At 42.9% G+C, this 13,626-nt stretch carries 13 protein-coding genes; 3 read left to right on the forward strand and 10 right to left on the reverse strand.

Annotated elements, in window-relative coordinates:
* Positions 1-3: 3 nt before the first annotated feature.
* The gene (locus tag BFP97_RS19565) at positions 4-945 is read right to left on the reverse strand and encodes a Ppx/GppA family phosphatase (protein ID WP_255399537.1); all 942 of its coding nucleotides are present in this window, start codon (positions 943-945) and stop codon (positions 4-6) included.
* A 139-nt stretch (positions 946-1,084) separates the two neighbouring features.
* On the opposite strand from BFP97_RS19565, the gene BFP97_RS19570 reads away from it, so the two are divergent.
* From BFP97_RS19570 to BFP97_RS19580, 3 genes are read left to right on the forward strand one after another with little or no spacing between them, the layout of a single operon-like run.
* Complete coding sequence (locus BFP97_RS19570) at positions 1,085-2,671, forward strand: acyl-CoA carboxylase subunit beta (RefSeq protein ID WP_069844032.1); 1,587 nt, start codon at positions 1,085-1,087, stop codon at positions 2,669-2,671.
* A gap of 1 nt (position 2,672) precedes the next feature.
* Positions 2,673-3,743, forward strand: a complete 1,071-nt coding sequence (locus tag BFP97_RS19575; protein WP_069844033.1) for a M42 family metallopeptidase — start codon at positions 2,673-2,675, stop codon at positions 3,741-3,743.
* A gap of 1 nt (position 3,744) precedes the next feature.
* Entirely contained in the window at positions 3,745-4,524 is a 780-nt protein-coding gene (locus tag BFP97_RS19580; RefSeq protein WP_069844034.1) for a helical backbone metal receptor, read from the forward strand.
* Positions 4,525-4,578: 54 nt separating this feature from the next.
* Here BFP97_RS19580 and BFP97_RS19585 read toward each other — a convergent pair whose 3' ends face one another.
* The 9 genes from BFP97_RS19585 to BFP97_RS19625 all read right to left on the reverse strand — a co-directional run bounded on the left by BFP97_RS19585 (position 4,579) and on the right by BFP97_RS19625 (position 13,555).
* Positions 4,579-5,085, reverse strand: coding sequence for a DUF1036 domain-containing protein (locus BFP97_RS19585; protein ID WP_069844035.1), 507 nt, complete (start codon positions 5,083-5,085; stop codon positions 4,579-4,581).
* Positions 5,086-5,252: 167 nt separating this feature from the next.
* Positions 5,253-5,906, reverse strand: a complete 654-nt coding sequence (locus tag BFP97_RS19590) for a GDSL-type esterase/lipase family protein (protein ID WP_069844036.1) — start codon at positions 5,904-5,906, stop codon at positions 5,253-5,255.
* A 40-nt stretch (positions 5,907-5,946) separates the two neighbouring features.
* A complete protein-coding gene (nudK, locus tag BFP97_RS19595; RefSeq protein WP_069844037.1) occupies positions 5,947-6,528 on the reverse strand; it encodes a GDP-mannose pyrophosphatase NudK in 582 nt (193 codons plus the stop codon).
* 3 nt (positions 6,529-6,531) lie between these two features.
* Positions 6,532-8,283, reverse strand: a complete 1,752-nt coding sequence (locus BFP97_RS19600; RefSeq protein ID WP_069844038.1) for an ABC transporter ATP-binding protein — start codon at positions 8,281-8,283, stop codon at positions 6,532-6,534.
* A 94-nt stretch (positions 8,284-8,377) separates the two neighbouring features.
* Positions 8,378-9,562 carry a 3-phosphoshikimate 1-carboxyvinyltransferase gene (locus BFP97_RS19605; protein WP_255399538.1) on the reverse strand — a complete coding sequence of 395 codons (1,185 nt, stop codon included), beginning with the start codon at positions 9,560-9,562 and terminating at the stop codon, positions 8,378-8,380.
* A gap of 31 nt (positions 9,563-9,593) precedes the next feature.
* Positions 9,594-10,628 (reverse strand): 3-dehydroquinate synthase, encoded by a 1,035-nt coding sequence (aroB, locus tag BFP97_RS19610; protein WP_083262673.1) that lies wholly within the window; start codon positions 10,626-10,628, stop codon positions 9,594-9,596.
* Positions 10,629-10,634: 6 nt separating this feature from the next.
* Complete coding sequence (locus tag BFP97_RS19615) at positions 10,635-11,714, reverse strand: bifunctional 3-deoxy-7-phosphoheptulonate synthase/chorismate mutase type II (RefSeq protein WP_069844041.1); 1,080 nt, start codon at positions 11,712-11,714, stop codon at positions 10,635-10,637.
* Positions 11,715-11,922: 208 nt separating this feature from the next.
* Positions 11,923-12,462 (reverse strand): prephenate dehydratase, encoded by a 540-nt coding sequence (locus BFP97_RS19620; protein ID WP_069844042.1) that lies wholly within the window; start codon positions 12,460-12,462, stop codon positions 11,923-11,925.
* Positions 12,455-13,555, reverse strand: coding sequence for a chorismate mutase (locus tag BFP97_RS19625; RefSeq protein ID WP_069844043.1), 1,101 nt, complete (start codon positions 13,553-13,555; stop codon positions 12,455-12,457). The genes BFP97_RS19620 and BFP97_RS19625 overlap by 8 nt, the downstream gene beginning before the upstream one ends.
* Positions 13,556-13,626 lie beyond the last annotated feature (71 nt).

The raw sequence follows: 13,626 nt of genomic DNA on the forward strand, positions 1-13,626 counted from the left end.
GAATTATTTACTATCTGATATTTCAGTTAAGGCTCTGTCGGAATAGAGCAGGCCTTCTTTGAGGGCATAGGTACATGCCGTAATATGCTTTACATCCAAATCTTCCAAGACAAAGGAGATCAGACAACTTGCCACAACGATCATGTCGACCCTCATGCTTACCATGCCAGGTATCGCCAAACGCTCTGCCTTATCCTTGATCAGCAGATCTCTGTGAATGTCATGGTAGTCTTTGATGGGTAGCTTAAAGGTGGTGCTTGAAAGTTTGCGTTCCTTTTTAATTTGATTAAGGTAAATCTCTGATAGGGTGTCGAATGTGCCGGAGCAACCTACGAGACCAGTTGGTTTATGGACTTCAAGCGCAGTTTTGAGATCGGCAAGTTCATCGGCCAGCCAAACGAACATTTCATCAACACTTTCGGCAGGCATTGGATCACTTTTATGAAATTTATCGAGCAGGCGTTGTGCTCCTATTTCAAAGCTCTTTTTCCACAGTATTTCCTGATCATTACCAATAATGAATTCCACGCTGCCACCGCCAATGTCCATTACCAAATGATTTTGATTAGACATTTCCATGGCGGCTTTTACACCTTCGAAAATCAACTCAGCTTCCAATTCTCCAGAAATCACATTGATGTGGATTCCGGTTTCTTCCTTAATCAATTCTACAAGCTCCTGACCATTCTTTGCACTACGGATGGCACTCGTTGCGACACCTTTTACATCGGTCACTTCAAATTGATCGAGCACTGTCTTGAAGATCTTCAGGGTGTGGATGGCTCTTTTGATGGCATCGTTAGCAATCTTTCCTTTGCTTATACCATTCTGACCAATTTTAACTGCAATCTTTTCCTTATAAAGGGTTTTCATCTCGCCCTTGTCAATCTCGACAATGAAGAGATGAAAAGTGTTTGTTCCAAGATCGATAACCGCTTTGCGCATAGTCAATAGGACCTGATTAAAGGTTGGCCGAATATAAGGCATATTGATAAATAATGAATCTTCCGATTGTGGAATTACTAGAGCCGAAAATTCTTTTTTGAGTCTATCTATATATCTTTGGCTACTTAATTAAGTACCTATGGGAGATCAGAAAAACGGGGCACCTCAGACCCACCTGTTAAGCAAGGAAGAGAAATATGCATTGCTTGAATCTAAGCATGAACAGGCCATGTTGGGCGGAGGAGAGAAAAGAATCGAAGCACAGCATAAGAGAGGTAAGCTTACTGCCAGAGAGCGTATCACTTTGTTAATGGATGAAGGCTCTTTCGAAGAGATCGGGAAGTTTGTAGAGCATCGCGCTACCGATTTTGGCTTGGACAAGGAGGTTTACCTTGGTGATGGTGTCGTTACAGGATACGGAACGGTTAATGGACGTCTGATTTACGTCTATTCTCAAGATTTCACGGTTTTTGGAGGCTCCTTATCAGAAACACATGCAGAAAAGATTTGTAAGCTAATGGACTTGGCCATGAAGAATGGCGCACCCATTATTGGCTTGAACGATTCCGGTGGAGCCAGAATCCAAGAAGGCGTGGTTTCTCTCGGAGGTTATGCCGATATCTTTTATCGAAATACTCGGGCCTCTGGTGTTATCCCTCAGATATCTGCAATCATGGGACCTTGTGCCGGAGGGGCGGTGTATTCGCCAGCGATTACTGACTTTATCTTTATGGTGGAGAATACTTCCTATATGTTCGTGACAGGTCCAAACGTAGTGAAGACCGTAACGCAGGAAGATGTGACGGCCGAAGAGCTCGGTGGGGCAAGTACCCATAGCGCAAAAAGCGGTGTTACGCATTTCTCTTCTGCCAATGAGGTGCAATGCTTGAACGACATTAAGAGACTGATCTCATACATCCCTCAGAACTGTGAGGAAGATGCTCCAGTTTACAAGTACAATGCTGAGAGTGAGATTAGAACGAAACTCAACGATATCATTCCGGATAACCCTAATCAACCTTATGACATGCATGAGGTCATTGAGCATCTGATTGACGAAGATTCGTTCTTCGAGGTGCACAAGAATTATGCTGAGAACATCATAGTCGGTTTTGCAAAGATCGGGGGTAGGTCTATCGGTATTGTAGGTAACCAGCCGGCATCACTTGCTGGTGTACTCGACATTGATGCGAGTGTAAAAGGTGCCAGATTTGTGCGCTTTTGCGACAGCTTCAATATTCCATTATTAGTCTTAGAAGACGTACCGGGTTTCTTGCCAGGAACGGATCAGGAATGGCGAGGTATTATCACTAATGGAGCCAAATTACTCTACGCCTTTGCCGAAGCCACAGTGCCAAGGATCACTGTGATTACGAGAAAAGCTTATGGCGGTGCTTATGACGTGATGAACTCTAAGCACATCGGGGCAGATATGAATTATGCATGGCCTATGGCCGAAATCGCTGTAATGGGTGCTAAGGGTGCCGCAGAAATCATCTTCAAAAGAGAGATTGCCGCGGCCGAGGATCCCGAAGCCAAACTACAGGAGAAAGTTGACGAGTACACGGCCAAATTTGCCAATCCGTATCGTGCTGCCAGAAGAGGCTATGTCGATGAAGTCATCACTCCAGATACTACAAGACTGAAATTGATCAGGGCATTCAGCATGTTGGAGAATAAGGTAGATACTTTACCAAAAAAGAAACACGGTAACATACCATTATAAGATGAATAAGACGAGCGAAGACTTCCTAATAAAATACTTGAACAATGCCTCTCCGACAGGATTTGAAAGTTCAGGGCAACAAATCTGGCTGGATTATATCAAGCCTTTCACAGACTCATTTTTCACTGATAAGTATGGGACTGCTGTAGGTGTCATTAATCCAGATGCACCTTACAAAGTAGTGATTGAGGCCCATGCTGACGAGATTAGCTGGTTTGTCAATTACATTGGTGATGATGGTTATATCTATGTGGTGCGCAATGGCGGATCAGATCATCAAATAGCCCCTTCAAAACGAGTGAATTTACATACGGACAAGGGTGTGGTTAAAGGCGTGTTTGGCTGGCCTGCCATTCATGTTAGGGACAAGGCGAATGAGAAAGCACCTACTCTGAAAAACATCTTTATCGATGTGGGGGCTTCTTCAAAAGAGGAGGTGTTAGAAATGGGTATTCACGTGGGCACCGTAATCACATTCGAAGACGAACTGTTCAAGTTGAATAATAAGTACTGGTGTGGACGGGCTCTAGATAACCGAATTGGAGGTTTCATGATTGCCGAAGTGGCTCGAAGACTTAAGGAAAACAAGGTAGAATTGCCATTTGCTCTTTATGTTGTGAATGCGGTTCAGGAGGAGATCGGACTTCGTGGTGCTGAAATGATTGCAGCGCGGATCAAGCCTGATGTAGCTGTGGTCACAGATGTATGCCACGATACGCACTCACCAATGTACGATAAGAAGTTCGATGGCGATCAGAAGGCAGGTTTAGGTCCTGTCTTGACCGTTGGCCCAGCGGTGCATAATAACCTGCTCAAAATGTTGATGAGTGTAGCGGATGATAAAAAGATTGACTTCCAACGTTCTGCTTCGTCCAGATCTACAGGCACAGATACGGATGCTTTTGCTTATTCAAACGAAGGTGTGCCTTCAGCATTGATATCACTTCCTTTAAAGTATATGCATACTACGGTTGAAACGGCCCATGAAAAAGACATTGATAAAGTGATCGATTTGATGTATGAGTTTCTCGTGCAGTTGCCAGCCGATCATGATTTTAGCTACCTGAAATAGTATGGTTGAGGTAATAGATCAAATGGGACGTAAAGTGAGCGTCCCTGAATTACCTCAACGAATTGTTTCTCTGGTTCCTTCCCAAACGGAGTTATTATATCATCTCGGTCTGGCGGATCGTGTGGTAGGGCTTACTAAGTTCTGTATTCATCCTGAACATTGGCGATCTGAAAAAACTATAGTAGGAGGGACCAAAAAGTATCACCTAGATAAGATTCATGCCCTTAAGCCGGATTTGATTATCGGTAATAAGGAGGAGAATGAACAGCAGGGAATTGAAGCCTTAGCCAGGGATTATCCTGTTTGGATGAGTGATATCGGCAACCTGAAAGATGCACTCGGGATGATTGAGGCTGTCGGAGGTCTTGTTGGTAAAGGGGAGGAAGCGCAAGACTTGGTAAATGAAATTCAGGAAGGGTTTTCCGCAATCGCTCCTTCACCGTCTAAACCCTCGGTGATTTATCTGATCTGGAAAGATCCATATATGGCTGCTGGCAAGGATACCTTCATTGACAATATGATCAGCACTATAGGCTTTGAAAACCTTGTAAAACAAGTCCGATACCCTGCTCTAGATATTCAAGAGCTTCAGCGACTAAATCCAGATGCCTTGCTTTTGTCCTCAGAGCCTTATCCATTCAAGGAAAAGCATGTTGAGGAATTGAAACTCGCTTTGCCTAATACCCAAATCGAGTTGGTAGATGGTGAACTATTCAGTTGGTATGGAAGTCGACTCACAGAGTCACCAGCTTATTTTAACCAGTTGATGAAGAAGTTTTGATGAAGTTAATGGAATGGACATAGGGGAGGCTCCAGCAGCCTCCCCGTCCTTACGTTACCTAAACACGGCAAATGCGTTGCACACTTGCATGTCGTAACACTCCCAAATCTCTTTTTTCCTAAAGGGGTATTTTTTGCCTGATTTAGCCTTTAATGGAAATTTGAAGGAGTCCGAAGGCGCTTTTCGCGATTTGTCCTTCGTGGCAACGTGGTAGAAATATGTTTTTTCGTCAGATTTCCCCATGAGTTTTCTTTCGCCTGGGGCAAGCTTTACTAGACCATCTACAGACCAATCGCCATCGATTTCTTTGTAGCGGATAGCAACCTTCAGTGGTGCTGAAGACTTGTTCTCAAAATAGATGTGATAGGCCTTTTTAGATGCTTCTTGATTGAAACCGGTGCGCTCACCAGGCAATGAGTAGTAGCCGGTGAGCTGAACTGGAGATTCGAGTTCTATCGACTCCAGCTGGGCATAGTACGATGGCCTTTTATCCTCTTTTTGAGAGAAATAAGCAGCCATCATGCCGCCCAAGAACAGTACGTATACTGCTATCGGTTTCATCTGTTTAGGTTAAATGTACCTAAAGATGAAAAACATATATGAAATATTCAACATATATTCATAAAAAATTATCTACCTCTAAAAATTCGGACAGCGAAATTCCTTCAAAATCCCTTCTGAATTACTCAAAAGAGGGTTTTTTGCACAGAAAAGAATTTTGAAAAAAATTATGGTTTAATCAGAAATGGGCGAATTTGCGCTATCCATATGTCGTAACCTGCCTTATTCATGTGAAGTCCGTCTTCAATAAACAGGTCTTTTTTCAGCGAACCATCGGTATTAAGCATGGGGGTCCATACATCTACAAATTGAATTTCGTCCCAAATAGCGCACACTTTTTCAAGAACTTGGTTCAACTCCTCATACTTGGCCTTCAAGGACCACCTGGCAATGCTTGGCTTGGGTGAAATGATAACGATGTTCTTTATTCCATCTTTTATGATCAGGTCTCCTACTAAAGCAGTCAGGTCAGTAAAGATTTCAAAACTGGACTTACCTGAGTTGATATCATTATCTCCTTCGTAGATGAATACCTGTTCGGGTTTAAAGTTGCTGACCAATTCTTTCTTATAGTGGATGAGGTCACTGGTCTCTGAACCACCAAACCCAGTATTGATCACATTGTGATCGGAGAAGTAGTCTTTAAAGTCTGTCCAAAGCCTAATACTAGAGCTTCCAGTAAAAACGATTCTATTTTCGGAGGGATAATTGGTCTCAGTCACTTTAATCTTATCAACCTCTTCAGCAAATCGGGTTGGGTCTTGGGCCAAACAGGTGAGAGATAGTAGGATAAGTAGGGAGCTAATCGTAAACTTTGACATGAGTCTAAAATAGGACTTTCTGTAAAAAATCACCTACATTTTAGTCGTCAAGTAACCCATTGATTTGAGCATACTGAATGAGTATGATCGTTTTGGCATCCTTGATTTCGCCAGTGCTCACCATTTCAATGGCCTTGTCGAATGGTAGTTCCAAGACTTCGAGATCTTCTTCCTCATCGGAACCGCCACCGTCATTGACTTTCATGTCGTCTTCATACTCCGCTACAAAGAAGTATAGAATCTCAGTGACAGAACCAGGCGACATATAACTCTCGAATACCTTTCGCACATTGGCGATTCTGTAACCCGTCTCTTCTTCCGTTTCCTTTCGGATGCAGTCTTCCGCGTTATCTTCCTCTAACAAACCGGCACAGGCTTCAATCAGAAAACCATCTGCATTGCCGTTGAGGTAAGTAGGCATTCTGAATTGACGGGTTAATACCATTGTGCCTTTCTCCTTATTATATAAGAGTATAGTTGAGCCATTTCCACGGTCATATGCCTCTCGCTCTTGTCTTTGAACGGAACCATCTTTGGCTGTATAGTCGAAAGTGATTTTTCTGAGGGTATACCAATTGTTGGATAGGACCTCTTTTTTAATAATGTCGATGCGCTTACTCATTGATTATATGCGTGCCTGATAGGTGTACAACTGATAATAGCGACCTTCTTTGGCGATCAATTCGTCATGAGTTCCACGCTCGGCAATTTGCCCTTCTTCGATCACCAATATCTGATCTGCCTGTCGAATAGTACTCAACCTGTGGGCAATCACAAAAGTGGTTCGGCCTTCCATTAGTGTAGACAAACTTTTTTGTATAAAGGTCTCACTTTCAGTATCGAGATTGGAAGTAGCTTCATCCAGGATCAAAATCTTAGGATTTGCCAATACTGCACGCGCAATGGCAATTCTCTGGCGTTGTCCTCCGGATAACTTTACGCCTCGCTCTCCAATCAATGTATCAAGGCCATCCTCAAACCGATCGGTGAACTCATGGACATAAGCGCTTTCTACGGCAGTCTTTAATTCTTCTTCAGTGGCATTTGGTCGAGGGAAAAGAATATTGGCCCTAATAGTACCCTCAAAGAGAAAATCGTCCTGCAATACAACGCCTAGGTTTTGCCGATAGCTTCTCAGTTTAGCCGTGGACAAGTCAATTCCATCCAAAGTGATTTGTCCTTCTCGGGGATTCAAGAATGTAGCCGCCAAACCTGCAATCGTAGACTTACCCGAACCTGAAGTTCCAACCAGAGCCGTCACACTTCCTGAAGGCGCATCAAAACTGATGTTTTTGAGCACCTCTTTATCTTCTTCGTAGGCAAAGCTCACATCGTCAAATATGATATCACCTTTGATTTCTTGGAGTTCGACCGTGCGTTTAGGATCCTCGTCTTCCGTAGATGTTTTCATAATTTCTTCGGTACGATCTAAACCAGCAAAGGCCTCAGTGATTTGACTACCGATATTCGACATTTGAACAATAGGGGCAATCATAACGGCCAGATAAGCAATGAAGGCAACGAGTTCACCAGGAGTCATACTATCCTGAATAATGTAATACCCTCCAATACCGAGAATTCCTGTACTAGCCACACCAGCTAATAAGAAAGTAGCTGAGCTTGTAACAATCGCTGTTGCGGTCAGTGTCTTCTTTACATTCTGATAAAGCTCATCAACACCATTTTCGAAAGTTTCTATTTCTTGAAGTTCTGCACCAAAACCCTTGATTACTCTTACTCCATTTAAGGTTTCCGTTAGACGACCCGTGACTTCGGCATTAAGCTGCCCTCTTTTTCTGAAGATTGGTCTCAGATATGCGAAGGCTTTCATAGCCACTAATCCAAAAATGACCACAGGGGCAATAACGAATGCTGTCAACTTTGCATTCATATCAATGAGAATATACAAGACCCCAATAGAAGTCAATAGTCCTCCTAAGAGTTGAACAAGACCTGTACCCACCAAGTTTCTAACACCTTCTACATCGGTCATAATCCTAGAAACAAGAGCACCCGATTTTGTACTGTCGAAGTAATTGATGGGCAAGGAGAGAATGTGCTTTTGGACTTTTACCCGGAGTTGGGCGATAAGCTTTTGGGCTTGTACACTCAGCAGTCGAGTAAGTGCAAAGGACGTTCCAGCTTGTGTAATAATGGCCGCGATCGTCACTATAATCACCAGCCAAAGTTTCTGCATGTCTTTGTTGACTACTACATCATCGATAAGGTATCGAGTAGCTCCGGGTAAAACTAGACTTGCTGCACTTCGGAGTAAAATGAGAACTAATCCTATCAATAGGAGCCCTCGTTTGGGCCAAATGATAGTTTTAAATACCTGGCCGACTGTAATATTGTTAAGCTTTTTCTTTTTTGACATGCTGGGATAAGATCAATGAAGGCTAAACGATGTGCGCGCTGAATTGATTCCAAGATATGGAAAGTAATTTAGCTGACATTTGATTTAGATCAATTTAGGCGCCAATGGCTTCAGACACATGATCCCAAAAGCTTGGATAGGACTTATTCACCACGCTCGGATCTTCAATGATGATTTCTTGCTGAGTACATAATGGAGCAAAGGCCATTGCCATACGGTGATCTTCATAAGTGTGAACGCTGACAGTGTCTTGCCCAGGTTCAAACTTAGACTTGACTTCCCAAACACCTTCCTCCGTCTCCTTTAACTTGATGGAGAACTTCTTCAATTCCCTTTTGAGTGCTTTAATTCTGTCAGTCTCCTTTATGCGTAGACTTTCCAGTCCAGTAAAACGACTTTCAATCCTCTTTACACCACACACTACGGCAACTGTTTGGGCAAGGTCAGGGCAGTCAGAGAAATCTATTTCTACTGAATTTCCATGGGGTATCTTTTCCAGAATCACACCGTCCTCTTCGAAAGTGCTCATCACACCGAGTTGGTTCATGATTCTTACAATCGCGATATCTCCTTGAAGGGATTTTTGTCTGAGTCCCAATAGCTTCACCTTGGCCTGATCTGCCAAGGCCACGAAACTATACCAGTAGCTGGCACCGGACCAGTCGGACTCCACTACGTAATCGTATGATCCGTATTGTTGAGCCTTGATCTCAATGGTCTTATTGGTCCATGATGCATCGATTCCGAAAAGGCGCATCATATCCAATGTCATCTGGATGTAGGGTCGACTTCCGACTTTACCTTTCAACTCTAAAGTCAATCCATTCGGTAGGCAAGGGGCAATCATAAGCAGAGCAGAAATATACTGACTGCTCACATCTCCTTTAATGCTAATGAGGTTCTTCTTTTGCTCTACTAGCGGGTGCACCTTAAGTGGAGGAAAGCCATCATTTTCCAAGAACTTGATCTTAGCTCCAATTTGTTTCAGCGCCTTGGCCAAAATCTTTATCGGACGCTGCTGCATCCGCTCTGTTCCTGTGAGTATTCTGGGTTTGTCTCCCAGAATTGAATAAGCGGTAAGAAAACGCATGGTAGTACCGGCATCCAAGACATCCAGAATATCTTCCTCACTGGCCAATAACCGAAGCATGGTCTGTGTATCTCTAGCGTTAGAAAGGTTTTTCAAGCCAGATTCTCCACCTGAAAGCGCATTGATAATCAGGGCACGGTTGCTCTCACTTTTTGAAGCTTCGAGCTGAACCTCCGAGCTTTTAATCACCGGACTGTGTTTCAGCGTAATGGTTTCCAATTTATCGCTTTAAGGTTAAGTAGAAGAACAGGGCATCCATCACATCTTTTTCATCAACAGCTACATCATAACCCGCTCTACCAATCTCGTATAGGAGGGAATGGTTGAGAAAATTGGCCACATTCTTTTTGTCCTGATACATCAACTTGATGATGGATGTAAAGTCTTTCTTCTCAATGCTAAGTTCAGGGTAAATGTTCAGAATTGTGCTACAAATCTCCTGTAGATCGACTTCTTCAAGACCTAATAACTTTTTAGAAACATAGGCTTCACAGATCATTCCGATAGCGATAGCCTCACCATGTAACAAATGATTTTCTGAATCGAGATAAAAGCTTTCTATCGCATGGCCGATCGTGTGGCCGAAGTTTAGAATTTTCCTTAGACCTCCTTCTTTAGGGTCTTGCTTTACAACCTCGTTTTTGATTTCTACAGAATGGGAAATGACGGCATTCCAGTTGTCCTGAGCCAATCCTTTTTTTGCCACTTGTTGGTAGTAATCCTTATCGGTAATTAGCCCATGTTTAATTACTTCAGCAAAGCCAGACCTAAGTTCTTGCTCGGGGAGGGTCTCAAGAAATACGGGATCTATTAATACGGCATTGGGATCTTTAAAGAAACCTATGTGGTTTTTGAAGCCTTTAAAGTCTATGCCCAGTTTACCACCCACGTTTGCATCAACCGCTGCCAATAGGGTAGTGGGGATGTTAATGAAGTCAATACCTCGTTTGTAGGTCACTGCACAGAAACCACCCATGTCCCCAATGACACCACCTCCAAGGTTAATCAGCAATGACTTTCTATCAAAGCCAGCATCAGTAAGTGCCTGCCAGATACTTTGGCAAGTATCGAGCGTTTTGTTGATCTCCCCAGAGGTAATTTCAATCACCATATGTTCTGGGAGTAAGTCCTCGATGATCGGGTAGCAAAATTCTCGTGTCTTTTCATCGACTAAAACTGCCATTTTGGTATGGCTGTTCTCGTCAAAGAACCCTTTGAGACTTGCCTGAATATCATCGATAGTGATTTGACTCATATTGGTTTACACCTTTTCTTTCAGTTGAGCTTCCTGCATTTTTACAGACTCCTCATGTACCGCAAATAAAAAGCTTTTCATGAACTTTTCGGTCATGTTTTTCTTTACGCCTGAGTTGATTCTTGACTCCATAACGTCATGCCATCTGTTAGGTTGGTAAACGGCCAGGTTATGTTCTCTTTTGTACTCACCGATTTGTTTGATCATCTGGAATCTATCGGACAACAATTCGATGATTTGGGTGTCCACTAGGTCAATTTTCTGCCTGAACTCATCTAATTCGCTGATCGCTTCAGGGTGTTTGTCAAGTGTCTCTCTGAAGTTTAGATTCTCATAAATGATTTGGAGTGTTTCCGGAGTCACCTGCTGTTTGGCATCACTCCATGCATTGTCTGGGTCATGGTGCGTTTCTATCATCAAGCCATCCAATCCAAAGTTAATTGCCCTTTGACTCACTGAGGCAATGATTTCTCTCGTTCCGGCAATATGACTTGGGTCGCAGATAACGGAAATGCCTGGCAACATTCTTTTCAAATGAATCGGCATACTCCACTCTGGTTTATTTCTATATCGCTTTTCATATGGATCAGAAAAGCCTCTGTGAATAGCAGCCACCTTGTTGATGCCAACCTTGTTAAGCCTCTCAATAGCACCAAGCCACAATTGCAGGTCTGGGTTAATTGGGTTTTTGACCATAACCGGGATGTCCGTACCTCTTAGCGCTTCGCAAATCTCTTGCACTGAAAATGGATTAACGGTAGTCCTTGCACCAATCCATAGTACATCTATACCAGCTTTTAAGGCGGCTTCTGCATGAGCCGTATTGGCTACTTCCACCGTCAAAGGGACATTCAGAATTTCTCGGGCCTTTTCTAACCAACCGAGCGCCTCAGATCCAATGCCTTCAAACGACCCAGGCCGAGTACGGGGTTTCCAAACTCCGGCTCGGAACATTTCAATATTACTGCCTCTGAGTCCTTTGGCTATGCTCTCAATCTGGTCGGGACTTTCCGCACTACACGGTCCGGCAATTAAAACATGCTCTGATAAACCTATTCCCCAGTCTTTGATGTCTACGATTTCCATTTTTTTGCAATAAAAAAAGCCCGATTCTTGTGAACCGGGCTTATTGTTAATTTTTTAAAATTCTTTACAAGCAGCGGCTCACCTTATTCAAGCTGAAAAAGTAAAAAAAGTAATAGTAAGCTGCTGATGTTCTATTCACGTGATAAACATATGTATCTTCTCGACTAGTCAAAAACTTTCTACTGAAAAGTTTAGTAAATCGATTGAATTATTTTTCTATCAGGCTGAAAGTCGTGGAATTATTGGGCTCGTCCTCGATATTTTCAGAAATAACATGAAGCGCATTATTCTCTAATGCTTCCATACTCGAGATAACCGCACCATGCGGATCTCGATTGTTCTTCAATTCGTCAATCGCTCCAGCAGTACTCGTGCTCGATATAAAAGTGATATGGCTGTACTTTCTAAAAAAACGCTGGGTCTCTTTGATCGCCATGGGGTGCGAATAGATCTTCCTAATAGAATGCAAAGAGTTAGGGTTAATGCTCCCTAAGCAAAGGTGGATAGGCAAATCAAATTCCTCAACAACCTTAAAGCCGCCAAGTTTGATCTTCTCAAGGTTGTTGCTCACGAAACCCGAAGTACTATTCTTTATAGCGATCAATGCCCGATTGATTTTTCCTTCCTTTAATGCCGAAAATACTTCGTCAAAGTTTTTATAAAACGTGGGCTTGACGTTCGGCAAAAACCGTTTTCGGGCAATGTCGTGATAGGTGTTTTCTGGTCCGAGTAGTCCTAGATTAGTCATTAGGATGATTTTGTTCTTCTTCTATCATGTTAAACACCTCAGTCTGCTTTTTCACTGACTGTTGATGCAACAATCTTAGAAGGTCAACGATAAATTCATCATCAAGATTCAATTGTTTTCCCCAATTTGGTCTGGACTTGAATATTTCTTTCCACCGACTGATTTGAAAGATAGCCACATTGTTCTCTTTTTTGAATTCGCCAATCTTCTCGACTAAGTTCATTCTTACTGCGATAGCCTCCAATAATTCTCTGTCTGCCTGATCAATCTGCTCTCGAATGATTTCGAGTTGATCCAGATAGGTCTTTTCTGTGAAGCTGGCATCTCTGGGGTTGAGGCGGCTAATAATCTCCAATAGAGAAGAGGTGCTCACTTGCTGTTGTGCATCGCTAAGTGCTGTAGATGGATCACAGTGTGCTTCAATCATTACACCATCATAATCTAAATCAAGTGCTCTTTGTGCAAGAGGCTCAATAGCCTCTCTCGTACCCCCAATATGACTTGGATCGCAGATTAGCGGAAGGGTCGGAAATTCACTTTTCAGCTCCATTGGAATCTGCCAGAACGGAGCATTCCTATATTTCTTTTTTTCATACGTATGAAAGCCACGATGAATAGCACCCAGCTTGGTAATGCCTGCCTTGGAGAAACGTTCTAAGGCTCCCTTCCAAAGGGAAAGTTCTGGGTGAATAGGGTTTTTTACAAAAACGGGGATGTCCACACCCTCAAGTGCTGATGCTAGCTCACTTACATTAAAAGGGTTGACTGTGGTGCGAGCACCTATCCAAAGCATGTCTACTTCATATTTCAGCGCAAGGGCGATATGTTCAGGAGTAGCTACTTCAGTCGCAAATTTGAAAGGGACTTCTTCTTTGAGCGATTTGATCCACTGTAAGCCTTTTTCGCCAACACCTTCAAATGATCCCGGGCGGGTCCTTGGCTTCCAAATACCGCCACGAATAATGTCCACTTTACCAACCAGTGGACTTACGGATTCGCGAATTTGTTTTTCGTTTTCAACACTGCACGGACCTGAGATGACCAGTGGTTTTTTATACGTTTCTATCCAATCATTTAATGCTTCTATCTGCATCTACTTTAGCTTACTTCTTTGGTATAACAAATGTAACCGACTTACGGTTTGTTAATTATATTTGCCTCTCT

It is taken from the genome of Roseivirga sp. 4D4, from assembly GCF_001747095.1.
Classification (GTDB): domain Bacteria; phylum Bacteroidota; class Bacteroidia; order Cytophagales; family Cyclobacteriaceae; genus Roseivirga.